Genomic DNA, 26,340 nt, shown 5'->3' with positions numbered 1-26,340 from the left:
ACTCTCGGCAGTACCGCCGAGCCGTCCTGCCAGCCCCCACACCCCAGATCATCCAGGTACGCGCAGCTCACGGCCAGGGATCAAAAACACCTACTCAGCCAGCGGGCAGCGGACACCGACCAGGACCGCGTCTTGAGGGACGAGCAGGTCGAGGAGGTCGAGCAGCCGCCACCGGCGGCTGAGCGGATAGTCGACGACGAGGTTGTTGCCGCCTGCGGCCATGCCGGCGACAGCACGATGGAAGCCCTTTGCGGTGCGGTCGATCTCAGCCTGGAGATCTTCGTCCTGTATCTCGCGATTGCAGCGCATGGCATGGAAAGCGTCCACCGGGACGTGGAACCACGTCCCGTCCAGGATGTCGACGAGCTCCCGGGCAATGCTGGTCTTGCCGGAGCTGGACGTGCCGTTGAGGAGGATGACCGTGCCGCCGGCTGCGGTGTCGGGGATACGCGCGTGGGCCGGGTCCGCCGTTCCCACGGCCGCCTCGGTTGCCATAGTGCCGTCCTTCCGCCGCGCGACCTGCCAGCGGCGACGCTGAGCTGGGTGTGCTGCCGCCGTGATCATCGCAGGCGGGCTGAAGGGGCGCCTCCCCTTTCCCGTGCCCCCTGGATTTACATGCAGAGAGCTTCCAAATCAGGTTCTCAGGGGAGACATCCGGGAAACGGACGGCGCAATGTGGCAGGACTTCCCAGCCGTCCGCACCCTTACTGCTCGGAGGAGCGGTCCTTGAGGGCAGAGCGGGCCCACAGAGTTCCGCCGCCGGTCCCGAGGAGGAGACCGGTAGGGAGACCGACAGCCCAGGCCCCGAACACATCGTCGGGGGCGTAGCTGTGCACGATGCGGGAGAACGTGAAGAGCCACGGTCCCAGGGGCAGCACTAGGAGCCCGACCACCCACGGGACGATGATGCCCGGATGGTTGGGCAGGCCCTGTTCCCTGCGCAGGCGGGTGACGTAGACCAGTGCGGCCGCCACCGGGAAGGCGATCCCGGCGGCGCCCACGGGGCTGAATACGAGCGTCTCCATGCCGTCCGTCTCCTTCTCCCGGCTGCGTGCTCGGGAGAAAGTGTGGACGCCCCCACTGACAACCGGTCCGGGTGCGGACGTCCTCCAGCAGGCCGCCCGGCTGCGAGACCTCAAGGCGATGCGGCTTCCTCGCCCGTGACTCGCGTACGTGGCCGCAGGAACCTTCCAGCGGCCACGTACGATCCCGCGATCGCAGAGACGGTTCGCTCCGCTGTCATGCCGCACGACGCGAGCTCCACTGTGGCAAGGTGGAAGTGGTGCTGGCCCGTCGCTTTCCCCCGTAGCGGCGGGCCAGACCTCGACCAAGGCAAGGTTCTCGGCGACCAGATGCAGGACGTGCCGCTGGTCGACCGCATCTGGTTCAGCAAGCAGTGCGGGCCGTTCACATGCGGCTGTGACCAGGACCAACTGACGCCGTAGGCCACGGGGGCGCGTGGATCAGCCGGGAGGCGTCGCCCCGGGCAGCTCTTCGGTGAAGTCCAGCCACTGCTGGATGGTCCACACGGCGACGCTGGAGCGGTCTGTGGACATCCGCAGCCGTACCTCTTCACCGCCGGGCATGAGCGCCACCTCCAGGTGCGGCTCCTCCCACGTCCCCAGCGGATACATCCACTCGATGCCGTCAGGCCAGGTGCGCATTGCCACCGTGCGCACGCTCAGAGCCGCAGCCAGGGCGTCCAGGGCCACGCGCGGTATCCGCACCTCCGCCGGCTCACGCTCGAACGCTGTCACCGCACCCCCATCCTGCGGTGAGACCCAGCAGCTGTTTTCCCACACCGTGCACGCAAACGACGCGAGCCACACCGCCCCCTCAGCCCATGCGGACGCCATTGTCACACGGCTCTGCCCGCCACTTGTCGAGGTGAAGAGCCGCACGCCGACGGCCTGTTGCCGCCAGCTGGCATCGGCGGCCCGCCGCGGGTCAGGCCAGGGCTTCGGCGTCGACGTCTCGGATGCCGCTCAGATGGAAGGTGCTCACTTCGTCATCGTCATCGGTCCAGGCGTACAGGTACGGCGGATCAAGTTCCAGGGAATGGATGGTGTGGGTGAGGGGCTGGCCTTTGCCGGGTGTGTAGGTGATGGCGGTTTGAAGGGCGTTGTCGATGGCGTGGGCGAGGCGGCGCAGGGCGGGCGGATCCAGGTGCTGGGCGTCGCGGGCGAGGACCTGTTCGGTGGGGGAGAGCCGGGGCACCGTCTGGTCAGTGGCGGGTGAGAGGAGGACCTCGGCTAGGTGGGCGAGGTCGGGGGCATCTGGCGCCGGTTCCGCGGTCCGTGGCGCGGGAAGGAGGGGGTGGCGGTCGGGGGCGGGGCGCTCGAGCCGGATCGCACCGTCGTCCTGTTCGTGGACGGGCGTGTACCCGGCGTGACGGAGCGCGGTGAGTACCGAGTCACCGGGGAGCGGGCTGGTCAGCACGGTCGGGGCGAGCACCCGCAGGCTCAGCGGGGCCAGCCGGCGGCTGGCCGCGATCTCGGCGATCAGGGCGGTGTCTGCGCTGTGAAGAAGGCTGGCCGGGGTGGTGAGACGGACTCGCCCGTGCGCATCGGCGGTGTCCCTGACGAGGTCCGTCAGCTGTTCGGGGAGGACCGTGGTGCCGGCGATGCCGCGCAGCGTGTCGAGGAGTTCGTCGGTGGTGTGCCCGGCGTCGAGGGCGCGGCGCAGCGACGCCGCGGTGATGTGCCACAGGGACGCGGGGTGCCGTACGGCGCGGTCGGCCAACTGGTCCAGGAGGGCGGCCAGCCGGGCAGAGCACACGCCGTCGACGATGGCGGTCACGTCCGGACCGGTCTGGAACCGCGCTGTCTCGGCCGGCGGCGGCAGCACCTGCTGGGCGCATGCGGCGAGTTCGGCCTCCTGCAGGGCCGGCTCCGCATGATGGTGGCGCAGGGCCGGGGCCAGCGGGCTGAGCGCGCCCTCTACCAGCACGCCGAGGAGTTCGGCCTCGCGCACCAGCGGCGCGAGGGCGGCCTTCTCGTGGTCGCGATCCCGTTCTCCGAAGTACGAGTACCTCTCCGTGCAGGCGCAGAACCGGGCACGGGGCCGGTGCCAGGCGAGCAGGTCGGCGAAGGCACCGAGGAGATCGTCCGTGGTGTCGAGGGCCTGCTGCGGGTCGAGCGCAGCCGCGCTGTCCAGGAGGGCGATACGTGTCGCCAGGCATCCGTCGCACTCGACCCGGGAGGCGAGAGCCGGGGTCGGGCCGTCCGGCGCGTCGCGGTCGGCGCCGTAGCGGGTCGCGATCGGGGTGGTCCGGGTGGGGGTGAAGCGCATCGTGCACCAGGCCAGGGCGAGTTGCGCGTACTGCCCGGCCGGCTCGCGCGCCGTCCATGCGTCGTACGCCGTCGTCGCCAGGATCTGCCGCTGACCGTCGTGCGCGAGGAGACCGGCTGCGTGGGCGCATTCGAGGATGAGGCGGACCGCGGCCGGCGTACAGCCGGAGGCCTTGGTGAACCGGGTCAGTTCGCGGGTGCCGATGCCACCGTCCTTCAGCAAGGCCGGCGGCTGCCGGACACACGCGAGCAGGACCGTTGCGGCCTGGGCAAGGAAGGTGACGGCGGCGGCCGCGGTGGCCTCGGAGAGCTGCTGGCCGGTGACGGCCGTGAGCGGGATCTGGGGCGGGCGGGGGTGGAAGGGCGCGGCGGGCTCCGGTCCGCGCAGCGCGATCAGCACCTCGGCCGGCAGCTGCGGATCCCGTTCCCCGAAGAAGCTGAACGTACCTGAAGAAACGGGCCGGTCCTTCGACGAGAGCAGGGCTCGCTCGGCCGCCCAGTCCTGGCCTTCCCGGCCGGCGGAGGACAGGGAGAGCGAGCTGTATGACGTGGAGTTGTACCGGTGCAACTGTTTCAGCAGTTGCTGGGCGGAGGAGGGAGCCTGGGCGACGAGGTCACGCACCCGTTGACCGTCACGGTGCCAGCCCGAGGACACTGTGCCGGGCAGCCAGCCGTGAGGCGGCAGTGGATCCTTCCGTGCGGCATGATCGCCGCCATGGTGGTGCTCACGCCCACCGTGCTCCACACCCGCAGTGCGCCATGGACCATGGGATGGGTCACCATCCTCCTCGGAGCCCTCGTCGTGCAGATGTTGCTCGTACTGGTGGAGCATCTCGCCCCCGCGGCAGACAGGCCCGAGCCGGACGACCTTCCGCAAGCCTGAACCGCTGCATCCTGTCCGGCGGCGACCGAGGCGAAGCCGAGCGCACCCGCTCTCGGCCACGCCTGTCAGTGCCGGGCAAGTCCCCATGTGCGTGACATGACAGCTGTGAGTGCGGAGGCCGCTTGGCTGCTCCTGGTAGGTCTGGCGGTGGTCGGTGCGATGGTGGTGCTCGCCGACGGACGCCTACGTTGGTATCCGACCGGTCTGCTGCAGTGGTTCATGGTTGTGGCGCTGGCACAGGGGCTGTACGGAATGCTTCTGGGCAGCGGGCTGATCCCGCAGGCCGAGGCTCCGGCCGTCCGCGTCGTGATGCTGCCGACGTGGATCGCCGTCCGCGTGACCGGTGAGGGGCCGCTGGATCAGCTCGTCCAGGTCTTGATCTGAGCGGCGACCTCGCGCACCGGGAGCCCGTCCCGAGCAGCGCGGGCCAGCGGGAGCACGGTGTCCAGGCCGGGGCTCACCGGAAGGCCGCACGCCGACAGGTAGGCCGCGGTCACGGTTGCCGCGAAAAGGAGGTTCCGCATCTCCAGGCTCGGGTTTCTCGCCAGCTCGCACAGCAGCGCCGCGGCCTTGTGATGGGGCTCGGGATAGACCTCGTGGTCAAGGATCTCGGCCCGATGACGTGCTTCCGCCGCGACGGGGACGCCGTAGTCGACGACCTGGGGATCCCCCGGGATCTGCTGCGCCACCGCCAAGATCCAGGCGAGATCGATGCGGAGATTCACGCGGCGTCCCTCGGCGCGCGCTCGGCCAGCCCTTCCGGGAGTCCGGGGTACCGGTCTTCACCGGCCTCCGCCTCGAACGCGTCCGCGTACTGGGCCAGGAACGTCGCGGCGCCGGCCATGAAGGCGGCACGTGCCTGATTCACATCGGCCTCGATCAAGTCAGCCACGTACCCCTGCAAGGTCAGACCGCGGCGCTTGGCCCGGTCCTCGGCCGCCGCCTTGACGGCGTCGTCCAGTCGGATATTCGTCTGCTTTGCCATACCCACCACCATAGCTAGCCACTGATACCGTCGGCTAGCAGCCAGGCCTCGCAGGTTCTCGTTACCCACGCGCGCGAAGATCGTCTGTCGGGCGACCTGGTAGACCACCGGACGCTGGGAAAGCCGCCCACCGGCATGGTCGCCCTGGAATGATGAATCACCACATCGCACCAGATCGGCAAGGGGACGAATGGGCCTACACATTTCGCGGATCGAGATACGCAACTTCCGCAACTTCCGGCATCTGGTCATCGACGACTTCCCCGCCCACGCCGTGATCGTCGGCGAGAACGGCGTCGGTAAGTCGAACCTGCTGGAAGCGATCCGCCTGGTCCTTGACCCGTCTCTCTCGGACGCACGGCGCATGCTGCGCGAAGAGGACATCTGGGAAGGGCATCCCGCCGGCCTGGCGGGCGGAGCAGAAGTATCCATCGTGGTCGAGCTACGCGGCTTCGACGACGACGCTGACGCCAAGAGCGTCCTGTCCAGCGCCGCGGTGGACTTCGACCCCTACGTAGCCCGGCTGACCTACCGCTTCGCCCCTCGCACAGAGGTAGCAACCGGCGACGGATCCCAGGTGCAGCCCACCAGCCGGCCGCTGACCGCGAAGGACTACGACGTCATCGTCTTCGCCGGCGAGCGCGAGACCAACGACGTCCGCGCCATCCGCCGCGAAGTGGCCCTGCGCGTCCTGCCGGCCCTGCGCGATGCCGAATCAGACCTGCACAACTGGCGACGCAGCCCCATGCGGGACCTCCTCGAACGGCTTCCCCTGGACCCGGTGAACCTGGAAGCCACCGCCTCCGCGATCGCCACCGCTGTGGACCAGCTCACCAAGGACGGCAACGTCGCCAAGCTGGAAGGACACCTCACAGACCGGCTGCAGGCCATGTTCGGGCCGCGCCTGGCTGTCCAGCCCACCCTCGGCTTCGCCTCCTCCAAGCCCGACGAACTCATCCGCGCCGTACGGCTGTTCTTCGACGAGGCCCGACGCAGAAGCATCTCCGACACCAGCCTGGGCAGCGCCAACGTCATCTACCTCGGCCTGCTGCTGGAAGCCCTCAGCCAGCAGCGACTGGACGAGGAATTCATCGCCACCCTGGTAGCAGTAGAAGAGCCCGAGGCCCACCTTCACGTCACACTCCAGCGGCACCTCTTCCGGTATCTGCTGCGCACCGGGCCGTCGCTCATCCTGACCACCCACAGCCCGCACATCGCCGCCGTCGCCCCGGTCCGCTCCTTCATCGTGCTGCGCGCCACCGAGAGCGGCACGACCGGGGCCACCACAGCCGCCCTCCCCGTCAGCAACGAGGAAGCCGCGGACCTGGAGCGCTACCTCGACGTCAGCCGCGCCGAGGTCCTCTTCGCCTCCGCCGTCGTGCTGGTCGAAGGACTGGCCGAGCTGTACATCCTCCCCGCCCTGGCCGAAGCCGCCGGATTCGACCTCGACGCCTACGGCACCGTGGTGGCCAGCGTCCACGGCACCGACTTCAAGCCCTACCGGGCACTCCTCGGTACGAAGGGCCTCGACACCCCCCACGTGGTCATCACCGACGGAGACGCCGCACGCGACAAGCGCGGCCGCCGGGAAGCCGGCCTCAAACGAGGCGCCAACCTTCACCCCGATGAAGCCCGCCGCACAGCCTTCCTGGATCAGATCCGTGCCCTGCCGGAAACCCAGGAAGCCGACTACCAGACGGCGCGCGATCCTCTCGCCGCAGAGCTCCAGAACATCGGCGTCTACGTCGGCGCCCAGACCCTGGAGACCGACCTGTGCTCCATGTTCGGCGACGAGATCATCCGGGCGTTCAAGGAACTGAACGGCAACACCGGCGCGATCGACGACGTGAGCCGCGGGGTCGCCAACGAGCTGAACCCGATCATCGACCCCGACGTCCGGAAGAAGATGCTCAAACGGATCGGCGACCTCGGCAAGGGCCGCTTCGCACAGCGCCTCGCCGCGCACATCGTCCAGGTCGACCTGGGCGTCCGGATCCGGTCCCAAGCGCAGATCGCGGACGACGTCCCGCTGGACGAGCAAGCCCTGCGCCGCCTGGGCACGGCTTCCTACCTCTTCCTGGCCATGGAACGCATCAGCCAAGCGGCCCGCGGAACGTCACTACTCGTCGGCCACGCGGCGCCACCCGCCAACGGGCAGGGCAGCGATGCAGGTCAGTGACACCCTCCTCGCGGAGCTCGACAGTCTGCACCCTAGGCAACGGACCGCCGTCCTCCACGACGGCAACGTCGTTCTGCGAGCCGGTCCCGGAAGCGGGAAGACGCGCACCCTCGTCGCCCGGATCGCCTACGTGCTCCAGACACAGATCTCGCCCTTCCGCGGCGTGGCCTGCATCACCTATACCAACGCGGCGGCCGAGGAGATTCGCCGTCGCGTCCTCAGCAGCGGCGTGCGCGCCGAAGGGCGGATCACCTGCTCCACCGTGCACGCCTTCTGCCTGAACGAGATTCTGCGGGCCTTCGCCCCCCTGACCGGGCAGCCGGCACCCCAAGCCGGACAGGTCCTCAACAAGGCGGCCACCGAATCTCTCCTGCAGCGCTGCTTCGACCAGGTCGGCATCTCCGAGGTCCTCGCCCAGCACCGCATGCCCCAGAGCACCCGGATCCGCCGGGCCCTGGCCTGCAACGAGAGCCTGGACAGCTTCGACCCGCGGGAAGTACAGGCGGCACGCCTGTACGAGGAACAGCTGATCCTCCGAGGCGAGATCGACTTCGAGGCCATGGTGACGCGGGCCGTACGCACCGTGCGGGAGCACGAGCACGTCCGCGACCTTCTGCGAGCCCGCTTCCCCCACCTCGTTGTCGACGAGTACCAGGATCTCGGCGGAGTCCTCCACGAACTCGTCCTCGCCCTGCGCGACCTGGCCGGCATCACCGTCTTCGCCGTCGGGGACACCGACCAGTCCGTCTACGGATTCACCGGAGCCGACGCCAAGTACCTGACCGAGCTGGCCGCTCGACCAGACTTCCGCGACTTGGAGCTCGAGGTCAACTACCGCAGCGGCCAGGACATCATCACCGCCGCCGAAGCCGCCCTCGGGCTGCCCCGAGGGCGCCTCGCACGCGAGGGCGCACCACCGGGCGACGTCAACCTCAGACGAGTCAAAGGAGGGCTCGAAGACCATGCCCGACTGGCCTGCGATCTTGTCGAGGAAGCGCAGAACAGGCACGTCAGCCCGGAACGGATCGCCATCCTCTACCCCGCACGCGGGCCCCTTCTCGACGCCGTACGCAGCGAGCTCACCCGACGTGAGCTGGACTTCCGGCACGAAGGCGACGACAAGCTGCCCGCCGGAAGCCTCTCCCGCTTCGTCCAGAGGTGCGCGAGCCGCGCCGTCACCAACTACCAGATCCACACCGCACCGGGCGCCCAACGCGCGGACATGCTGCGCCGCGCGCAAACACCGTCCCTCGCCGCCCTGACCCGCGCCCTCACCACTCTGCGCACCGAGGCCCAGCTCACCCCGCCGCCCTCGCGATTGCATCTGCTCAGAGCTCTGCAGCTGTGCCTCGATCCCGACGAGCTCTACCCCGCCCACGCCCCGGCCCTCGACTGGCTGGACCGGCTGCGCGCCGGCCTGGCCCTCGACGAGGTAGCCGCGGAGCACCCTGACCAGGACAACACGAGCAGCCTCGACAAAATGGCCGACCTGTGCAGGTCCAAGAATCTCCTCCTTCAGGACCTGGCACGCGGTGAGGAGATCATCGGGAAGGTCCTACTGGCTACCTACCACGCGGCCAAGGGCCGCGAGTTCGACACCGTGATTCTCCCGGGCCTCCTCAAGGGCATCATCCCGCGGGACATTCCCGACCGAGGGAAGTGGCGCGAACCCACAGGGACGGAGCTAGCGGAACAAAGACGCGCTTTCTACGTCGCCCTCACCCGTGCTGAGTCGACGGTGACCATGATCGTCGGCCCCGGGTACCGGACCAGCGGCGGGTACCCGATTTCCCGTGGGCCCTCAGACTTTGTGATCGAAATGGTGCGGCGGCTCTCTCCGAAAGAACAAGCCTGACCACAGTCAGCATCCGCTGCACTCTGCGGGTGCCCGCTGTTCTGACCCCTCGGCGTAAGACACCGCCGTGGCCAGACCGGCCAGGAGCCCGCTGGGTGCACGTACGTGTTGATTCCCTGATATGTGCGATAAGCGGGCAGGTGGCGCGGTACGTTGGCAAGCAGTCCTCCCGGGCGCCGCGTCCCCCCGTGCGCGGCGTCCGGGGGCACACCCGCCGGATCCTGCCTGACCATCGGCCTCCGCCAGTCTGGTCACGGCGACCCGCCCGCCACGCGGGCACCGACATTCGGGCGTAGCGCGCTACTTGCTCTTCGGTAGCAGCGCACGCAGGCGTGGGTAGCGGGCGAGCAGCCGGGCCAGGTGGGTGCTGAGGCGGCACGGCTTGAGGGCGGCAGCGACGTGGGCGAGCCAGAAGTCCTCCACGGTGCGCCTGGCGTGCGTCAGGGCGTCCTGGGACGGCGTGGCCTCGTCGTGGTCGGGAAGGTGTCGGCCGTAGACGGGAATCACCTCGATGCCGGCGGCACGCAGCGCGCACAGGCGGTGCTGGCCGTTGGTCAAATTCTGCTGTCCGGTGTCCCACCAGATGTGGCCCCCTCCGATGAGGGAGCGGAACCAGGCGCGGTCGCGCTCGCTCAGGTGCGTGGCGCGGTGGAGCCGGTCCTGTTCGTCGCTGTCGGGTTCGGCGCGGGCAAAGGCGAGCACGGCCGCGGTGATCGCCGTCCAGTCGTCGGCCTGGTGGTAGGGGCAGGCGGCGAAGTCCTGATCGCCGAGCTGGGTGAACAGCTCGGCGTGGGCGGTTTTGCTGTGACCCTTGGGGTAGGTGGCGGCCAAGGCCTTCGCCCGCTCACCGTAGGGACACTTGAACAGCCCATGTGGCCAGGGAAGCTGGGAGGCCGCGACGGGGCGGATGCCGGTGACGCCGTCCAGGTGCAGAGCTCGCTGGGCGGGGCTGCTGAACCTGCTGGGGTACAGAGCGGCCTCCGAACCAGGCGGCTCCGGCCGTATGTGGGCATCGGCGTGGAGCTGCTCGGTGAGGTCGGGTTCGGTGACACCGGCGAGTTCGTAGAAGGGACCTTCGTGCCAGGCTTCGTCCTCGTCGGAGCGCCGACGCTCCGGGTTGGGCTGGATCAGGACGGTCACCGGGGCCTCGGGCAGCACGAGGATGCCGGACAGGCCATGGACCGAGGCGAGGGTAAGTCGACCGCGCGCCCAGGCAGGATCGTTCAGCACTGCGTCGAGGGCGTCACCGGCGAGGTGGCCGATCCATTCGACGCGGTGGAATCCTTCGTCGATGCGCATGGCCCACTTCGGGTGGCGCAGAGCATGGATCTGCAGGTAGTCACCAACCATGACCAGGTGGGCCGGCTTGTCGAACACGGCTGCCCGCTGCCGCGGCGGCTGTGGTTCGGTCTCGGCTGTCGGTGCCACGAGGTCGGGGCCCTGGATGGTGTTGCGAAAGGGGTGCGGTCCGGCAGCCAAGCGGCTTCCGGTGAAAAGGGGTTCTGGGGTCTGTGGCCACCAGGGGTGGGCGGAATCCCAGCGGGCCCGGCCGCTGTCGACCTCGCCGAGGGTCCACTGATCACCCTCGCGCAACATGACGGGGCCCGGCATGCCGTGACAGAACACGGCCGCGATCTGCCGGGCTGCGCGGGTACGCATGTGGGTGGAGCCCGGAGCCAGGAATCCGATGTCGGTGATGACCTCCACCCGCTCGATCCGGGCGAACCCCTCGCCGTCCGGTACGCCGTCGACGGCCATCCGTTCCGAAGCGATCTGGAGGTAGTCCCCCGGCCGAAGCGCGGTACTCACGTGCGGAACGGTCATTCCCTACCCCCGGTGCGCCGCCTCACCGTGCGGCGGTCTGTGATCTCCTCGTGTATACCGCACCGGACCGACAGCTTCTGTCCGGCCTCGCGAGAGGGACGGCGCCGGACGGCCTGCACTGGGACGGGACCTAACGACCGTGCGGTCCAGCTGAGTTCGGGATTCTGTACACGGTTGTGGTCGGGGCCGGAGGGAGGTCGGGGCGGATTCGGGTGCGGGGGACGAACCGGCGCTCACGAGTGAAGGTCGTGCCCTCCACGGCGCCGTTCTTGTAGACCGGCCCGACAAGTCGTCCGTCGCTGTCGCGGATTCCGATCCGCACCCCGGGTTTCCAGTGCGCTCGCCGCCACGTTCCGAACGCGAGCGGCCCCCGTGCCCCTGCCGGTGCCGTGCGTGCCTCGGGCGGCTCTTCTGGCGGAGGGGTGAAGTCCAGGAGACGGACTCCATGGAAGCCGCCGGAGATGCCGGCCTCGCTCGTGGCGATCCGTCGCAGGGCGCTGCGCGAGGTGGGCCGCGGCTCCGGGGCCGGGAGCTCAGGCGGGGGCGTCCACCGGGCGAACGCGAGCTGAGCGGCATATCCGTAGAGCACGCGTCCGCCGGCGTGTTCGTCGCCGTAGGTTGCCGGCTGCAGCGTCCAGGTCCGCTTGCCCGTGGCGTCGAGGGCGGAGATGAGCAGGAAGCCGGACGTCGTGTCGAGCCGGCCATCGGGCTGGGCGGCGAGGAGACCGCCGAGGATGACGGGATACGGTCCGATGCACACCCCGGCCTCGACGAGCGCGGCGAGTTCATCGTCATCGGCTTCCGCCGCGCGCAGAGGGACGGCGTCGTGCGTGATGAGCGACCAGGGGGCCGGCAGCCGCAGTGCGGCCCTGGTCTGGTCGTCGAGGGGGGCGGTGGTGACCACGTCCAGGGCGAGCGGGGCGGGGACCATGTGCGCGGCGGCGAGATAGGCCGCCGTCCCGGACAGGGCGCGTACCCACCGCACCACCCGCTCGCGCTCGAACTGGTAGGTGCTGGTGCGGAAGTCACGCTCCTCCAGCAGACCGGACCGCAGCGCGCCGACGTCCGCGGGCACGAGGTCCGACAGGTCCGCGGGCAGGCGACGGTGGATCCGGGCGAAGCGCCTCTCGAGTTCCCACCGCTCCCGCAGGGTTGCCAGGGAGGCCGCGGCGACATCCACGACGACGTTGTCCGGCCCGGCCAGCGCGAGGACGGCCTTCGACTCGTGCGGAGCCTGGTCCCAGTCGACGTCGTGTTCGGTCGCGAGCTGCTGAGCGACTCCGCACTGCGAGACCACGCGCTTCCACAGCATCGCCATCTGCCGGTCCCAGGAGTCCGTTCTGCCCGGCCCCGCGCCGGGGCCGAAGAGGAACTCCTTCCACGCCCCCGATTCCAGAGGGACGAAGTCGGTCCCACCGGCGCGTGTGCCAGGGACCCGCGGCTGGGCGAAGGCCGTGTCGAGGAGGCTTCGGACGCTCATGCCGGTCCAACGACTGGACCGGCAGAACGTCCCTCTGAGGTGGATCGACGTCACCACCTACAGGTCGGAAAGGTGATCGAAAGACGTTCCGTTTGTCGGTGTGTGGGGCTACTGTCCAAAGACGCAAGATCGCAAGGGGGGCACATGACCATCACCCACGCTGGACCGGGCCGGCCTCCGGGCATCCGCCGGGGTCCCGACGGGCTCACCGACCGGCAGCTTTTCGCCTTGAAACTGGAGCGCCGACGGGTTCGTTCCGCTATCCCGTGCGGGAGTTGTGGCTGTTCATACAGGTCGGAGCCGCGGGCAGACGCTTCACTCGATCGTGTGGGGATCTGACGATTACTCGCAGATTCCAGGAGTTCTCTCCGTAATTTGCTTCCTTGTGACGGATTCTGGGACACGTCGCCTCTCCCTCATCACGGGCGGCGACGTAGCTGTGAAGGACCGGCCTGGCGAACAAGCGCGGCCGGAGCCGGGCCTGGCTGACGTCCTGACGCTCCAGCGACAAGCCGCAACTACCACATCCGTGGAAGCCGAGCGGGCGCTCTTCCAAGACTCCCTCGCCGAGTACGTATGGGCCCGGGACGTCGCGGGCCTGTCACCGCGCACGCTGGAGTCATTGGTCCAGCCGGTGCTGGAGATCTGCTCGTACTACGACGTCATGCCGTGGCACCTGACCTCGCGGCAACTGGACAGATACTTCGCCGGCCCGGGCAAGCGACCGCGGCACACGACGGTCAGGTCGAAGATCAACCGGATCGACCTCTACTACGCCTTCCTGGAACAGCGCTACGCCGGCGAGATCCACCGCCGGTTCGGCGCGGTAGTCGAGTCACCCGTTGACGCGTTCAACCGGCCAGTCCACCGTGGGGACTTCGGGCTCCGGATCCCACCGTCGGCCCGGGCGACGAAGGAGTTCTTCGCCGCCTGGCGTGAGGCGCTGCCGCGGGCCCGGAAGTACCCGGTGGCGGTCCGCAACTATGTGATGTCCAAGCTCACGTACATCTCCGGGGTCCGAGCGGCGGAGCTCTGCCAGGTGCAGCTCGGAGACGTGCACTGGGAGAACGGGCAGTGGGGACGGTTCCTGGTTCACGGCAAGGGCGCCGGCGGCTCAGGCCCCCGTGACCGTGAAGCCTTCCTCTTCGAAGAGGGCCGCGCGCTCCTGTGGTGGTACATCGAGGAGGTGCGGGGCGAGTTTCCCGATGACCCCTCCGACCCACGGGCGCCGCTGTTCCCCTCCGAACGGCTGCCGAAGTCGCTGGCCGGCATGGACGGGCTGCTCGCACCGCCGGTGGTGCCCGACACGTTCCGGCGCGCGCTGAAGATGGCGTCGCACGAGTATTTGAGGGGCCCGGTCAGCGAGCTCTTTCCGCATCTCCTGCGGCACGCCTGCGCGACCCACAACTATGAGGCGGGGATGCCGTTGTGGGACGTGCAGGTCTTGCTCGGCCATGTCTGGGCATCCACCACGGTCGGCTATCTCGCGACCGCGAAGGGCGACCCGGAGCGGGCGAGCCTGGAGTCTTCCCGGCGAGCGGTTCGCCGGCTGAGCACGGAGGCGTGATCCCTTGAAGTGGAACCTGCGCTGGGCCGCGGCCAAGCGCGACATCTGGCGCCCGACCCAGTTGCAGGCAGCCTTCCGGGAGGTGGGGTTCACCCCGTCCCTGAGCAAGGTGGCCGCGCTGTGGTCGGGCACGCCGGTCACGGTCCGCCTGGAGGACCTGGACAAGATCTGCGCCGCCCTCCAGTGCACGGTGGCGGACCTGATGGAAGCCGAGCCGGTGGCGGCAGCTGAGGGACGCCCGGAATCCGAGCTGCGTGCCGTCGGCGAGAGCGGACCCGCGCGCCCGATTCCCAGGCCGGGCAGCGGCGGAGCCCGGCGCTCGCTGCCGCCGAACTGACCCGGGTATCCAGTGACCAGGGGGTTTGGGCTGCTCGGCTCGTGCGAGAAGTGTGCGAGCTGGGGAGGAGTGAACGGGAAGGCCATGTGCCCGCGGTGCGCGTGGGCGTGGACCCGCGTGTCCTCGGGCAGGGACGGCTGGAGCGAGGCTCCGTGCCGGCGCTGCGCGCGGACCGTGCCGGTGCCGCGGGCCGGGGTGTGCGCGCCCTGCCTGCTGGCCGTCCGCCTTGGGGAAGACGACGACTGGGCCTGGGGCGAGCTCCACGACGAAGCCCTCGCGCCAGGCCGGCCGCGTCAGCTCGTCCTGGACATCGAGGGGATCGCCCTGCCCGAGACCAGGCCCGTGCGGATGCCCCAGGCCAAGTCCGGGCGGCGAGCGGCAATCCCCCCGTGGCTACGGGCCAGGATTCCCGACCCGGTGCGGGACGATCCCCGGATCTGCCCTGTCCATGTTCCCGGGCAGTTGGGACTCTTCCCGACTCCGGCCCGCCAGTTCGCCCGCACCCACGCGGCCCGCATCGCAGACCGGAGCATCCCCGGTTTCGAGGCCGTCGCCGAGCAACTGCAGCAGATGGCGGACGAGCGCCGGGTACGCGCCCGGACCATGTGGATCTGGCGGCTCGAAGGCTTCGCCCGCCTGGCACTGGCCGCCCGCGACCCCGACCAGCACCAGGTTGCCACCGAAGCTCTGAAAGACCTCCTCTACAACGGCCCGATCCTCGGACAGGCCCTGGACCGTGCCGGTTTCCTCGCACCGCCCCCACCACGCCGGGTGATCCCGCCGCGCGGAACCGGGCCCACCCGCCAGGGCGGGCAGCGAGACCCTGAACTGCGAGGACAGTGCACGCACTGCCTGGCCTGGGCGAACGACCGCCGGGTCATGTGCGCGGCGTGCACCAGCTGGTGCCACGAGATCCGCAAACGCGGCGGCACCGACGCCGAGTGCGACCGCTGCCACCGCACCCTGATGCTCAGCGACGGGATGTGCCGCATGTGCCGGATCGTCATCGCCGAAACAGAAGTAGACACCGCCCAAATCGCGATGAAGAACGGCGACCAGCTGTGGTTCGCCCGCCCCCACGCCGCCGGACTGGCCGTCGGACGCCTGCTGCCCGGCACAGCGGCGCTCCAAGGCCGCTTCGCCCTCAAACGCCGCCGTGCCCGGGCCCGGGCCGCGTCCGCACCGCGACCGTCCGAGCATCTCCTTGACCCTGCTCAGCTGGAACTCTTTCCGGCTCCACCACGGGACTGGTCCCGTCTGGACACCACCAGGCCGCCCGCCCCCACCTCAGCGGCAGCCGCTCTCGTCGCCGACTTCACCTCGTACATGCGCGGCCGCGGATGGAGCACCCACTCCTTCAACGGCAGCACCCGAACCCTGCGCATCGTGACCGGCCACCTCGGCGCCGACGTTCCCATCCAGGAGAGCGATATCCGAGCCCTGGCCTCCACATACCCGAACCTCCACGGCGCCCGAGTCATCAACTATCTCCGCCTGCGCGGCCTGCTCGAAGCCCGCCCGCCCAGCGATCCGTGCACCGCGCGCGCCCGGCACCACGCCACCGCCGTCACACACCCGGCCTTCTCCACCGCCGTGCACACCTTCATCGACGTGCTCCTCGGCCAGGGCAGCACCTCCAGCCGAGCCCGCAGCCCCAAGACGATCGAGAACTACGTGGTCGCCATCCTGGACACGCTCAAAGCCTGGATCGCCGACGGCCTCACCGATCCCCGCGAGATCACCAAGAAGCACATCGAGGACGCCCTGGACCCGCTCCGCGGCGACAAGGCCCGCCGCCTGCACACCGCGCTGCGCTCCTTCTTCAGAGCCCTCAAGCGCGAACGCCTCGTCTTCCGCGATCCCGCCCGAGCCATCTCCCTCACCAGCACTCGATCCGTGCCGACCGCGCTGCCCTCGGACCGCATCGCCGGCCTCCTCGACCACCTCGACGACCCCCGCGACCGTCTCATGGTTGCCCTCGTTGCCATCTACGCCCTCCTCCCCGGACAACTCGTCCACCTCCGGAGAAGCGATCTCGACCGCAGCAGGGGCCGACTGCGCCTGCGCCGGGCGGGACGACTGGATCACGTCATCTACCTCGACGCCTTCACCCTGCGGCTTGTCACCGCGTGGGAACTCCAGCGCCACCGGCGGTGGCCCGACAGCTCCAACCCCCACTTCTTCGTCACCCGCAACACCGCCGTCGACGACTCCGGCCCGTCCATCAGCGCGAGCGTGATCCAGCACCTCTTCCAGCGCGTCGGCCTGCCCGCTGGCCGCCTCCGCGTGGACCGAATCGTCGACGAGGCGCGTCACAGCGCCGACCCGGTCCGGCTGATGGAGCTCTTCGGTCTGTCCAACCTCTCCGCAACCCGCTACGTCTTGTCGGCACACCCAGACAAGAGGCACGACCCCATCACCCCGTGATGTCAGCCCACGGCTGGTCACGGGTAGCGCTGACCAAGGGCTCACGAAGCGCTTGAAGATCACTTCCCGGTTGAGCCGGTGATCATTTCCCGGCCGGGGGATGGATCAGTCCCACCAGAAGTCCCAGCTGTGGGCTCCGGTGATCCGCTCGGCGTACGCGGTCAGCGTGTACGGCCTTCTGCCCTGCCAGACGTTGTCCGGGCAGAAGGCGAAGTGCTCCGCCGCGACCAGGAGAGCGTCTTCCTTGTTCATCGGCGGCGTGGCGACGCTGAGGTGCAGGGTGGAGAAGCCGACCGCGACAACCCGGACGCCGAACCGGTGCTCCCAGTCGCGGATGACCGCGGAGAACTTGGCGGCGTCGTTGTCGTAGTTGAGAGGGCCGCACCAGCCTGCGACAGCGAGGGCCTCGGCGCCGGACGCGGCCGCGACCAGTCCCAGCCGGGTCTGCGGACGGCCGGTGAGAAACACCTGCGCGTACTCGGCTGCCAGTTCGTCGGCGTCGGTCTCGGCCGACCGAGCAGGAGCAATGCCGGGCCAGTCCTGCCCGAAGGGGGCCGTGACGGCGAGGCGCCTCTTGGCGTCGAGCATGTCGTCGTCTTCATCGACGGCGGTGTACGTCGCCCACCACTCCTTGAGAAGACGAGCCGGGTCGTGGCTTGCCGGAGAAGACATCCGCTCGGGCAAGAGCTCTCCCGATCCCCACGGCCGGAACTCATCATCGCCCGGATCCAGCGCGTCAAGCAGCAACGGCCACAAGCCGGAGCGAGTGTGCTCGGCACGGATCTGAGCCCACAGTCCGGCCGCGGCCGGACGATCGCTGAGCCACAGGGGCTGCATGTCCCCATCGCCTTCATCGGATGTGATCATCCGCCCGGGCGGGAGTGGGGCCTCAAGGCTCAATCGGGGTTCAGGGTGCACGGGTGGATGCTGGTGGTGTGGCTCGGCGGAACCGGACACGCGGTCGCGGAACTGCTGGAACGCATGCCAGCCCGACGTCTGCCCTGCAGTGATCAAGTCTCCTTCGGCACAGTCGAGGACCTTGCTACCCAAGGCTTCGGCGAGGCGGAAGACGGGTGTGAGCACGTCGTCGCCGGTGCCCCGGATGTGAAGCATGATCGAGTCCACTGGGTCGTCATCGCCGATGTTGAGTTCTATGGACCAGGTGGGTCCGAGGAGCTCTCCCCAGGTCGGGTCAGAGAGATCGGCGTCCGGAGCGGCCTGGGCGACGGTCGCGAGCACGTCGTGGAGGCGGCCGAGCGGGGGCGAGGTGTGATCGCCTGCGATCTCTTGGACCGAAGTCACGTTGTCGGGTAGGCGGAGGAGAAGTACATCCCAGCTCATGGCGGCCTTCCGGATGGAGTCAGGTAGTGGTTGCGGTGCGGTCAGATAAGGCTGAGCTGCTCTCCGGGCGGCTGCGGCAGGAGCACGCCCCGCAGGCGGCGGATAGTCGCGCGCCAGGGGCCGCCATCCGATTCCGCCCATAGGTCCATCAGCTCGGACGGGTCGGTCATGACGCGGTCAAGGGCCTGAAGGGCGAGATCGCGCAAGCCGGTGAGATCAGGAAGCGGCTCTTCCGGCCCATACACGGGATCGGCAGGTTCGCCGCCAGAGCATTGCGCGGCGACGAGGGCGGCCGCAGCAACGGCTTGCTCAGATTCGGGTGCTTCCAGATCGCCCGCGGTGTCGATCACACGGGTGAGGATGCCGCGGACGATGCCCTCACGTTCGCCTGCGGCTGCCTCGTCGAGGTCGTCACAGAAGTCCGCTGCGGTGTCGTTATCGAAGGGGCCGACATCCCAAGTGCCCATGGTCTCTCCAGATCAATCTTGGTCTTGACCGAGGCAGCCTGACAGAGGCCACTGACAGGAGCAGCCGCGCAGTCCAAGGGATGCCTGCGACCTTCTCCCGTGATGCCTCATGCAGAGAGGCAGAGCACCCACCCTTATGCGGATCGTCCGCCTCATGGAATGATCGCGGGACCGGTCTGGATTGGGGGGCGTGATGGCAGACGGGGGAGAGCAGTACGAAGCGTCGGCGTCCGCTTTGGGCTACCTGTTCCAGTTCGCCAAAGCTCTGCACATGTGCATTGAGCAGTGGATGAGCACTGGCCCCGACTGGAGCATTGCAGTTGAGGCCGCCGACGATATCGAACAGCACATCGGCTCCGTGACTGACCTTCTTCAGCTCAAACAGCGCGCCGATGGCGTGCGGTTGACCGATACGTCTAAGGATCTCTGGAAGACCCTCCGGATCTGGGCAGAGGCAGCTACGGCAGGACGCATCGACCTGGAGGAGACGAACCTCTACCTGCTCACCACCGCTGAGCTGCCTGCGGACAGCGTTGGCTACCTCCTTCAGCATCGCACCACGGGGCACCGCGATGAGGAGCGAGCCCTGAAGCAGCTCTGTGCCGCGGCCAAAGCCTCAAAGACCAAGAGCCAAGACCTCCTGAAGTCATTCGCTGCGCTGACCGGCATGGCCAAGCCGCTGCAGAGCGCACTGCTCGCGCGAATCCAGGTCGTCGGGGGTACCGAGGACATCGCCGACGTCCGTACCGCAATGCTCCGCCTCGCCGCAGTGGCCGCCGGCCACGACGCGGCGAAAGCCTTCTTGAACCGGCTGGAGGGCTGGTTCTACGACCGCGTGATTGAGCAGATGCGCACGCCAGGCGGCAGCCCGGTCACCGGTGTCGAGTTCGACGAGGTGTTCAGCAGCCTCCAGCGGCAGTTTCAGCACGACAACCTGCCAATCGACGGCGACATCACTCGTATGACCGGCGACCCCACGGAACAGGCAGAGAAGATCTTCGTCCGACAACTGGGGCTCATCGGAGTGGGCTCCACACGCATCGGCTTCGCTGTCCGGGACTACGTGCGCGCCTTCGCACAGCGCTCGCGATGGACCAACGAGAACCTGCTACGCCCTGGCGAGATCGGCGAGTACGAGCGCCGGCTGGTGGAGGAGTGGGAAGCTCGCTTCGCCGTGATGGAGGAAGAACTCGGCCCCGAGGCCACCGAGGAGCAGAAGAAGGCCGAGGCCAAGCTGATCTACCGATGGGTCGACCAAGAGGCCCGCTTCCAGATTCGCACCGGATGCGACGAGGTCTTCGTGACCAAGGGCTCGTACCACATGCTCGCCGACGAGCGCCGAGTCGGTTGGCACCCCGATTTCGCCGCCCGCCTGATGCAGCTCCTTGAGCCCGTCGAGGTCCTTGGATGAACCTGAGCCGCGAAGAGCGCGCCCTGTACAACCCCGCCTTCACCGCGCTCCTGTGCACCCGTGCCGTCCAAGGCCACGAGCAGCAGTACAACACCCCCTGTCCGCTGCCCGTGGCCGTCGTGGCAGGGATCATGGCCCTTCAGCCCGCGATCAGGGCGGTACTCCCCAGCACCCTGAACAGCGGCATGATGAAGTGGCTCGACACGAATGACGCCGTGCGCGTGGCCATGACCCGCAACGCGGCCTCCCTCGCCGCCGTGGTGCGTCCCGGCGTCCTGTTTGCCCTCCAGACCAGGACTCTGCGGGCCACAGAAGAGGGACTCACCCTGGCCCTGGGCCCCACCACCAAGGGGATCAAGGGAGCAACCGATCAGACCATTGCGATCCAGCAGGCCGCCCAGTTCCTCGGGCGCTGGCTACCCAGCACGGGCAGCCTCAGCACAGTCCTGACCCTTCTCGGAGTCAAACCGTGACGTTCCAAATTAAAGCGGTCACCATCTACGGCAAGAAGCCCGGCCAGATGCGTACCGTCCCCTTCCAGCTCGGTGCCCTCAACATCGTCACGGGTGACTCCCGACGTGGCAAGAGCGCGCTGCTGACGATCATCGACTACTGCCTCGCCAGCTCCGACTACCCCGTCAAAGCGGGCAAGGTCCGTACCTACGTCAGCACCTACGCCATCACCCTCGTCAAGGCCGGCGAGCAGCTCTTCGTAGCTCGTCAGGCGCCCAAGGACAACGCCAAGACCAGCACGACGATGTGTGTGCTCACTCAGGCTCCCGGCAGCCCGCCGCCAGCCTTGGAGGATCTTCGCTTCACAACGCCCGAGGACACCGCCAAGGCCTACTTGAGCGACTTCTGCGGTATCGACAACACCGTCCGCGTGCCGGCCGTCGGCAAGAACACGCTCATAGCCCCGTCCATCCGCCACGCCCTCTTTTTCTGTTTCCAAGCTCAGAACGAAGTCGCCAACCCTGATGTTCTCTTCCACTCGCAGGGCGAGGAGTGGAGACCGAACACCATTCGCGGAGTTGTCCCGTACTTCCTCGGCGCGGTCGATCCCGAGCAGGCACTCCTTCACAACAAGCTCCGCAACCTTCGCCGGGACCTGGCCGACAACGAAGCCAAGCTCGCCGTATCCGCAGACCGAACTCCCGCCAGCGGCCAAGCTCAGGCTCTCCTGACCGAAGCCGTCGAAGTCGGCCTGCTGCCCCCGCAGACCGGCACGCAGACCGCAGAAGATGTTCTCCAGCTCCTCCGTCGTCTCCGCAATGAACTGGCTCACGGCGGCGCGCTGCGGCCTCACGAGCCCGGCGGCAACGACCCCCTTGCGACCCTCCACGCCCGTCGAGCGGACCTGCGCCGAGATTTCGCGCTGGCTCGGGCCCGGATCGCCGACCTCAAGGGTGCCCTCGCGGAGAACGACGAATTTAGCGACCAGGCCATCGAACAGCGCGCCCGCCTTACCTCCCTCGGCCTCCTCCGGCAGGACGCAGAAGCCGGGGATCTCGACCACTGCCCCGTCTGCGACAGCACCATTCCCTCGGCGAACGACACTATTGCCAGCCTCACACGGGACCTCGCCCTCCTCGACGGCGACCTCGGGGTCATCCGAAACGACACCCCCGCTATCCGTCGGCTCATCGCCAACCAGGAAGACCGCCTGCAAGAGCTCCGGTCAGAACTTGCCCGCAACCAGGAGCAGGTTCAAGAACTCACCACGGGCCTGCGCACGACCCAGCAGGAGCCCGACGACCTGCGCCGGGCCGCCATCGTCCAGGGACGCATCAGCCTCTACGTCGACACGATCGCCCAGCAGGCCGCGGCGCCTCGTGTCCTGGACCGCCGTAACGAACTGCGCGACCAAATCGCGGGGCTGGAGGAACAGCTCAGCGGGAGCACCCAGGACGAGCGTCTTGCCAGCTTCCTCTCCCTGATTAACCAAGACATCAGGGAGAAGGCCAGAAGACTGGACCTGGACTTCGCGGCCTCGCCCATCCGACTCGACCTCAACCGGCTCACGGTTATCGCCGACACCACCGACGGACCTGTCCAGCTCAAGGACATGGGGAGCGCCGAGAATCATCTGGGCTACCACGTTTCCACTCTGCTCAGCCTCCATGAGTGGTTCACCAGGCACCAGAGCCCGGTTCCCCGCATTTTGGTCCTCGACCAACCGTCGCAGGTGTACTTCCCAGCAGAACCGACCGGCGAGGAAGTCCTGCAGACCAACGACCGCACGCATCTGCTGAACACGTACGAGGCCATTCACCGCACGTTGCAGCAACTCGCCGGCAAGATGCAGGTCATCGTCATGGAACACGCCGACCTCGACGACCCAGCTTTCAGCCAGCACGTTGTCGAGCGCTGGCGGTACGGCAACGACTCAGGACTCGTGCCCTCGACCTGGATGGAGCCAGATACCCCAGAGAGCTGATCACCACCTCGCCCGCCGCTGCCGCGGCGGCGGTCATGAAGTGAATTAAGTGGCCGCTGACACGGTGTTCTCGCGAAAGATCTGAGTCCCCACTGCTGGACCAGTGCACATACCCGGACACGCGAACCTACGCCAGGCCGCACGCGATCGGGCGTAGTCTGCCATCGGTTCCCTTCCTGAGCCCTCCAAGATTCGGCGAACCCGTCGGATTCCCATCTCCGGCGATTCCATGATCGACGCAGCCATCTGCGACGGCGACATCGTCACCGTCAAACGGCAGGACAGCGCCGACCACGGAGACATCGTCGCCGCGCTCCTGGACGACGAGGCCACGGTGAAAGTGCTGCGCCGGCAGGACGGCCAGGTCTGGCTCATGCCACGCAACCCTGCCTACGCCCCGATCCCCGGCGACGACGCGCGGATCCTCGGCAAGGTCGTCGGCGTCCTGCGCGTGCTGTAGGCATCCGGCATCGCTTGTAGCAAAGGAAGCCCTGCGCGGCCGGGTCCGCCAGGCCGAAACAGCCGCGGGTCGGTAGCACTCCTGCGCTCGACAGGCCCGACCCTCATAGGGCACCGCGTTCGAGGGGCGCCAGGGTGCGCCGGTCACGGCGCGTGTGCGGGGCGGGCTGGTCGGGGCCTGTGCCGCTAGGCGGACTGAATGCTGTCGTCACAATGAGCTGGTGACGTGGCCTACCGGGGTCTGGCGGCGATCTCGTGGTGGCACGGGGATCGTGTTGGGGCCGACGGGAAGGTTGAAATCTACGGGCTCTCTGTCGCGGTACGCCTGCAGTGGCCTTCGGCGGAGACCTCGGCTGCGGTGACCTTCCTGCCTGCGTGGTCGGTTACGCGTGTCTCGTGGGGCGGCGGCGGGCTCCGCGCCGTCGAGGATCATGCAGGATAGTCGCCAGCAGCGAGGTCGTCGATCAGGCTTGGGCGCGTGGGTTGCCAGCCAAACCGTTCCCGGGTCAGGGCGCTCGACGATGGCATGTCAAGAGCGAATACGCGACCGATGACGCCGAAGCGCTCAGGCGGGACCGACTCGACCGGCACCGCGAGGACACCGGCAATGGTCTCGGCGAGCGACCTCATGGTGTCGCCTTCGTCGGCTACCGGGTGAAGGACCGTGCCCGGCGTAGCGTCCTCGAGTGCGATACGGAACAGCACGGCGGCGTCACGCCGGTTGACCGCCGGCCATCGCTGGGCGCCGTCTCCTACGTACGCTGACACGCCTGTTCTCTGCGCGGAGGCAATGAGCACTGAACAGAAGCCGTACTGCGCCCCGCGCTGGTGCACGGAGCGTGGCAGCCGTACGACGGAGGACCGGACGTCCTGGGTTGCCAGCGCCAGCACCGCGTCGGCGGTGCGACCGCGGCCACCGACAGGACCGACTGTGGTGTTGGGGTCCTCCTCGGTGGAGATGTGGCCTGGCATCATCGGTGTGAGGCCGGCATGCACGAACGGCTTGCCGCTGCCTGCGAGTGCGGCCGCAAGCGTCTGGACGGCGCGCGCTTCCTCGTCGATGCCCTGCTCCAAGTTGTTCCAGTCGTTGCTAAAAGCGAGGTTGATGACACCATCGGCCTGTGTGGCGCCGGAGCGGAGGCTGTCCAGGTCGGTGAGGTCGCCGCGGAGCGGTGTCCCGCCGGCGGCGGCGACGTCCGCCGCTGCGGCGTCGGAACGGACGAGGCCGAGGACTTCGTGACCTGCAGCGATGAGTTCGGGAACTACAACTGAGCCGATGCTGCCGCTGGCTCCGGTGACGAACACGCGCATGGAAAGCTCCAGATGTCTGCTGGGAACGCTGGGTCGCAGGAAAAGAATTGACGGTCGGGCCGCTCGGGCCGGCGGCGCTCGCCTTTGAAATTCCCCGACAAGGAGACTGCATCTCATCGATGCTGATCAGTATTCTAACAATGAGCTTCTTCGGAACGGCCACCGATCGGGCGGCTGACGTCCAGGGTCGCAGTTCAGGCCAGTGCGGCGGAAGTCGCCCCGCTCGCCGCCATCGCCTGCACCCAGCGGTTGCTCACCCGCGGGAGGGGCGGCCGAAGAACCTCAATGTACACATTCCGTTATTTTGCATCGCCTGTTGTGCAGGTGCTGCTCCGATGAGCGTAGGCATGCGCCGCATAGGGCCTTGACCTCGGGAGTTCCGAAGTGCTTCAGGAAAGAAGGAAGGGTAGGCTGATACTGAGCTGTGGCTGATGGTAGCCAATCATCGTTCACCTGCTGACACGTGGCGACTTACGCCTTTTGTGCAATTAATTCGACGGGTACGCATTCCCGCAGATCGAGAATCCACCGCGAGAAGGAAATCGAGCTTACGTAGATGGGGCAGGGCAGATGAATGAATTCAAGCCGTCTTCCGAGGATCTGGCAATCCTGGAGCAGTTGAACAACGACTACGTCCAGTCGGATCAGCACAACGACGTCAAGCGGTTCAGTGAGTTCCTCGCCGAGGATTTTATTGTGCAGACTCCGGGCGTCACACGGAACCGTGCCGAGTTCCTGGAGTACATAGCGAAGCCACGTCCTTTCAAGGACCTTTCGGTAGATGACGTCAAGATCCGGATCCTAAGTGACGTTGCGCTCATACATGGCCGCAGCACGTACACCGTGCTCGCTGATGGATCCGAGCAGGAGGCCCTCTACACGGACACCTATCAGAAGCGTGGGGGGACCTGGGTCTGCGTCTCAGCGTGCGCGATCGCGCCGGGCATCTGATCTGCACGCGGGTGGCTGTGCTCGTGCGGGTGCAGTGGAGGGCGCCGCGCGACAGGAACCTGCTGAAATGCGTCGCGTGAGGGCGCTAGCTGCACATGACACGGATCGACGGCCCGTTGGCGTTGACGGTGCTCCGGGACTGCGGCTTCACTGCACGCGGATGATCGTCTTTCCGTTGGCCTTCTGGGACGGGTTGAAGGCGGCGACGGCGTCGTCGAGGCTCGCGACCTGGGCGATGTGTGTCCGCAGACGTCCCTCCCGCACCCGCCGGGCGATCTCGCCCAGCTGGGCGCGGTCCGGGACGACTACGAAGTCGACCGCCAGGCCGTCGACCGGCCGCACCTCCGGCGGGCCGGTGACGGTCACGAATGTCCCTCCACCTCGCACCAGCCGGGCCGAGCGGGCGCCGATGTCGCCGCCGAACACGTCGAGAACGAAGTCGACTCCGCCGACGTCTTCCAGCGTGTCGTTGTCCAGGTCCACGAACTCGTGCACGCCGAAGGCGAGTGCGCTCTCGCGGTGGGCGGCACGTCCGGTGCCGATCACGTACGCACCGGCCTCTCGGGCGAGCTGAGCCGCCATTGATCCGACCGCTCCCGCGGCGCCGTGCACGAGCACGCTCTGCCCTACCGCGAGGTGCCCGTGCTCGAACAGTCCCTGCCAGGCCGTCAGGCCCGTCATCGCGACGCTCGCGCCGACCGTGAAGTCGATGTCCCCGGGCAGCGGCGCGAGGTTGCGCGCCTCGACGACGACGTACTGTGCCAGGGTGCCGTCACGGGTCCAGTCCGTGAGGCCGAACACGCGCTGGCCGACCGACAGTCCTGCCGTTCCGTAGCCGAGAGAGCTGACCACGCCTGCCACCTCGTGTCCGGGGATCGACGGCGTCCGATCCCGGCCGAGGCGATCGACCCAGGTCGAGGGCCACTCCAGTTCGTCCCCGGTGAATCCCGACGCGTGTACTTCGACGACGACGTCGCCGTAGTTCGCGCCGTCAAGGCCGGCAAGGCGCGCCGTGTCCGGTCTGGGCCGTTCCGTCAGCGTCATCCCCGCGGTTCCGGCGGCGGGGTCCGTGACCACGATCGCTTTCATCTGTGTTTCCTCCTTCTCGGCAAGCTCTGTGCGCCCCCGCCCCGCTG

The 26,340-nt window shown here is 68.1% G+C and carries 22 protein-coding genes and 2 pseudogenes; 12 read left to right on the top strand and 12 right to left on the bottom strand.

Translation table 11 applies throughout. The features are described from left to right. Positions 1 to 93: 93 nt before the first annotated feature. From ACGF5O_RS45300 to ACGF5O_RS45285, 4 genes and pseudogenes are all read right to left on the bottom strand, one after another. Positions 94 to 495, bottom strand: a pseudogene (locus ACGF5O_RS45300) (AAA family ATPase); the annotation flags it as partial. A 209-nt stretch (positions 496 to 704) separates the two neighbouring features. Further along, the gene (locus tag ACGF5O_RS45295; protein WP_393815776.1) at positions 705 to 1,025 is read right to left on the bottom strand and encodes a hypothetical protein; all 321 of its coding nucleotides are present in this window, start codon (positions 1,023 to 1,025) and stop codon (positions 705 to 707) included. Positions 1,026 to 1,463: 438 nt separating this feature from the next. Beyond that, on the bottom strand, positions 1,464 to 1,757 hold the full coding sequence (locus ACGF5O_RS45290) for a hypothetical protein (protein WP_393815775.1): 294 nt from the start codon (positions 1,755 to 1,757) through the stop codon (positions 1,464 to 1,466). Positions 1,758 to 1,947: 190 nt separating this feature from the next. After that, positions 1,948 to 3,912: a helicase-associated domain-containing protein gene (locus ACGF5O_RS45285; RefSeq protein WP_393815774.1), complete on the bottom strand. Its 1,965-nt coding sequence runs from the start codon at positions 3,910 to 3,912 to the stop codon at positions 1,948 to 1,950. An 81-nt stretch (positions 3,913 to 3,993) separates the two neighbouring features. On the opposite strand from ACGF5O_RS45285, the gene ACGF5O_RS45280 reads away from it, so the two are divergent. Together ACGF5O_RS45280 and ACGF5O_RS45275 are read left to right on the top strand one after the other, a co-directional pair. Next, positions 3,994 to 4,173 carry a hypothetical protein gene (locus tag ACGF5O_RS45280; protein ID WP_393815773.1) on the top strand — a complete coding sequence of 60 codons (180 nt, stop codon included), beginning with the start codon at positions 3,994 to 3,996 and terminating at the stop codon, positions 4,171 to 4,173. A 105-nt stretch (positions 4,174 to 4,278) separates the two neighbouring features. After that, a complete protein-coding gene (locus ACGF5O_RS45275; RefSeq protein ID WP_393815772.1) occupies positions 4,279 to 4,557 on the top strand; it encodes a hypothetical protein in 279 nt (92 codons plus the stop codon). On the opposite strand, the gene ACGF5O_RS45270 is transcribed toward ACGF5O_RS45275, so the two are convergent. Further along, a complete protein-coding gene (locus tag ACGF5O_RS45270) occupies positions 4,533 to 4,898 on the bottom strand; it encodes a hypothetical protein (RefSeq protein ID WP_166634730.1) in 366 nt (121 codons plus the stop codon). The genes ACGF5O_RS45275 and ACGF5O_RS45270 overlap by 25 nt on opposite strands. Next, positions 4,895 to 5,158 (bottom strand): hypothetical protein, encoded by a 264-nt coding sequence (locus tag ACGF5O_RS45265; RefSeq protein ID WP_234476624.1) that lies wholly within the window; start codon positions 5,156 to 5,158, stop codon positions 4,895 to 4,897. The genes ACGF5O_RS45270 and ACGF5O_RS45265 overlap by 4 nt, the downstream gene beginning before the upstream one ends. A gap of 190 nt (positions 5,159 to 5,348) precedes the next feature. Here ACGF5O_RS45265 and ACGF5O_RS45260 point away from each other — a divergent pair, with 190 nt between their 5' ends. After that, positions 5,349 to 7,337 carry an ATP-dependent endonuclease gene (locus ACGF5O_RS45260; protein ID WP_393815771.1) on the top strand — a complete coding sequence of 663 codons (1,989 nt, stop codon included), beginning with the start codon at positions 5,349 to 5,351 and terminating at the stop codon, positions 7,335 to 7,337. Next, the gene (locus ACGF5O_RS45255) at positions 7,324 to 9,192 is read left to right on the top strand and encodes an ATP-dependent helicase (protein ID WP_393815770.1); all 1,869 of its coding nucleotides are present in this window, start codon (positions 7,324 to 7,326) and stop codon (positions 9,190 to 9,192) included. Before ACGF5O_RS45260 ends, ACGF5O_RS45255 begins: the two co-directional genes overlap by 14 nt. 300 nt (positions 9,193 to 9,492) lie before the next feature. Here ACGF5O_RS45255 and ACGF5O_RS45250 read toward each other — a convergent pair whose 3' ends face one another. Both ACGF5O_RS45250 and ACGF5O_RS45245 read right to left on the bottom strand, forming a co-directional pair. Then, positions 9,493 to 11,001 carry a hypothetical protein gene (locus ACGF5O_RS45250; protein ID WP_393815769.1) on the bottom strand — a complete coding sequence of 503 codons (1,509 nt, stop codon included), beginning with the start codon at positions 10,999 to 11,001 and terminating at the stop codon, positions 9,493 to 9,495. Positions 11,002 to 11,146: 145 nt separating this feature from the next. After that, complete coding sequence (locus ACGF5O_RS45245; protein ID WP_393815768.1) at positions 11,147 to 12,496, bottom strand: hypothetical protein; 1,350 nt, start codon at positions 12,494 to 12,496, stop codon at positions 11,147 to 11,149. Between the two features lie 529 nt (positions 12,497 to 13,025). On the opposite strand from ACGF5O_RS45245, the gene ACGF5O_RS45240 reads away from it, so the two are divergent. The 3 genes from ACGF5O_RS45240 to xerC all read left to right on the top strand — a co-directional run bounded on the left by ACGF5O_RS45240 (position 13,026) and on the right by xerC (position 16,827). Then, on the top strand, positions 13,026 to 14,063 hold the full coding sequence (locus ACGF5O_RS45240) for a tyrosine-type recombinase/integrase (RefSeq protein WP_393815767.1): 1,038 nt from the start codon (positions 13,026 to 13,028) through the stop codon (positions 14,061 to 14,063). Between the two features lie 4 nt (positions 14,064 to 14,067). Further along, positions 14,068 to 14,400 carry a helix-turn-helix transcriptional regulator gene (locus ACGF5O_RS45235; RefSeq protein WP_351816470.1) on the top strand — a complete coding sequence of 111 codons (333 nt, stop codon included), beginning with the start codon at positions 14,068 to 14,070 and terminating at the stop codon, positions 14,398 to 14,400. Positions 14,401 to 14,517: 117 nt separating this feature from the next. Beyond that, complete coding sequence (xerC, locus tag ACGF5O_RS45230) at positions 14,518 to 16,827, top strand: tyrosine recombinase XerC (RefSeq protein WP_393815766.1); 2,310 nt, start codon at positions 14,518 to 14,520, stop codon at positions 16,825 to 16,827. A gap of 105 nt (positions 16,828 to 16,932) precedes the next feature. On the opposite strand, the gene ACGF5O_RS45225 is transcribed toward xerC, so the two are convergent. Further along, positions 16,933 to 18,168 (bottom strand): DUF4253 domain-containing protein, encoded by a 1,236-nt coding sequence (locus tag ACGF5O_RS45225; RefSeq protein ID WP_393815765.1) that lies wholly within the window; start codon positions 18,166 to 18,168, stop codon positions 16,933 to 16,935. A 41-nt stretch (positions 18,169 to 18,209) separates the two neighbouring features. Next, positions 18,210 to 18,635 carry a DUF4259 domain-containing protein gene (locus ACGF5O_RS45220; RefSeq protein ID WP_393815764.1) on the bottom strand — a complete coding sequence of 142 codons (426 nt, stop codon included), beginning with the start codon at positions 18,633 to 18,635 and terminating at the stop codon, positions 18,210 to 18,212. A 193-nt stretch (positions 18,636 to 18,828) separates the two neighbouring features. Between ACGF5O_RS45220 and ACGF5O_RS45215 the strand changes: the two genes are divergently transcribed. From ACGF5O_RS45215 to ACGF5O_RS45200, 4 genes and pseudogenes are all read left to right on the top strand, one after another. Beyond that, positions 18,829 to 20,046 carry an ABC-three component system protein gene (locus ACGF5O_RS45215; RefSeq protein WP_393815783.1) on the top strand — a complete coding sequence of 406 codons (1,218 nt, stop codon included), beginning with the start codon at positions 18,829 to 18,831 and terminating at the stop codon, positions 20,044 to 20,046. After that, entirely contained in the window at positions 20,043 to 20,519 is a 477-nt protein-coding gene (locus ACGF5O_RS45210) for a three component ABC system middle component (RefSeq protein ID WP_393815763.1), read from the top strand. The genes ACGF5O_RS45215 and ACGF5O_RS45210 overlap by 4 nt, the downstream gene beginning before the upstream one ends. Further along, positions 20,516 to 22,483 carry a DUF3732 domain-containing protein gene (locus ACGF5O_RS45205; protein WP_393815762.1) on the top strand — a complete coding sequence of 656 codons (1,968 nt, stop codon included), beginning with the start codon at positions 20,516 to 20,518 and terminating at the stop codon, positions 22,481 to 22,483. The genes ACGF5O_RS45210 and ACGF5O_RS45205 overlap by 4 nt, the downstream gene beginning before the upstream one ends. A gap of 208 nt (positions 22,484 to 22,691) precedes the next feature. Beyond that, positions 22,692 to 22,943 (top strand): annotated as a pseudogene (locus ACGF5O_RS45200) (LexA family protein); the annotation flags it as partial. 428 nt (positions 22,944 to 23,371) lie between these two features. Here the strand turns inward: ACGF5O_RS45200 and ACGF5O_RS45195 are convergent. Continuing rightward, positions 23,372 to 24,253 (bottom strand): SDR family oxidoreductase, encoded by an 882-nt coding sequence (locus tag ACGF5O_RS45195; RefSeq protein ID WP_362647715.1) that lies wholly within the window; start codon positions 24,251 to 24,253, stop codon positions 23,372 to 23,374. A gap of 570 nt (positions 24,254 to 24,823) precedes the next feature. On the opposite strand from ACGF5O_RS45195, the gene ACGF5O_RS45190 reads away from it, so the two are divergent. Next, the gene (locus ACGF5O_RS45190) at positions 24,824 to 25,204 is read left to right on the top strand and encodes a nuclear transport factor 2 family protein (protein WP_393815761.1); all 381 of its coding nucleotides are present in this window, start codon (positions 24,824 to 24,826) and stop codon (positions 25,202 to 25,204) included. Positions 25,205 to 25,351: 147 nt separating this feature from the next. Here ACGF5O_RS45190 and ACGF5O_RS45185 read toward each other — a convergent pair whose 3' ends face one another. Next, a complete protein-coding gene (locus ACGF5O_RS45185; RefSeq protein WP_393815760.1) occupies positions 25,352 to 26,293 on the bottom strand; it encodes an NADP-dependent oxidoreductase in 942 nt (313 codons plus the stop codon). Positions 26,294 to 26,340: the final 47 nt, after the last annotated feature.

Source organism: Streptomyces sp. NPDC048291 (assembly GCF_043201715.1).
GTDB lineage: Bacteria > Actinomycetota > Actinomycetes > Streptomycetales > Streptomycetaceae > Streptomyces.
This window is presented reverse-complemented; position numbering and strand designations above follow the sequence as displayed.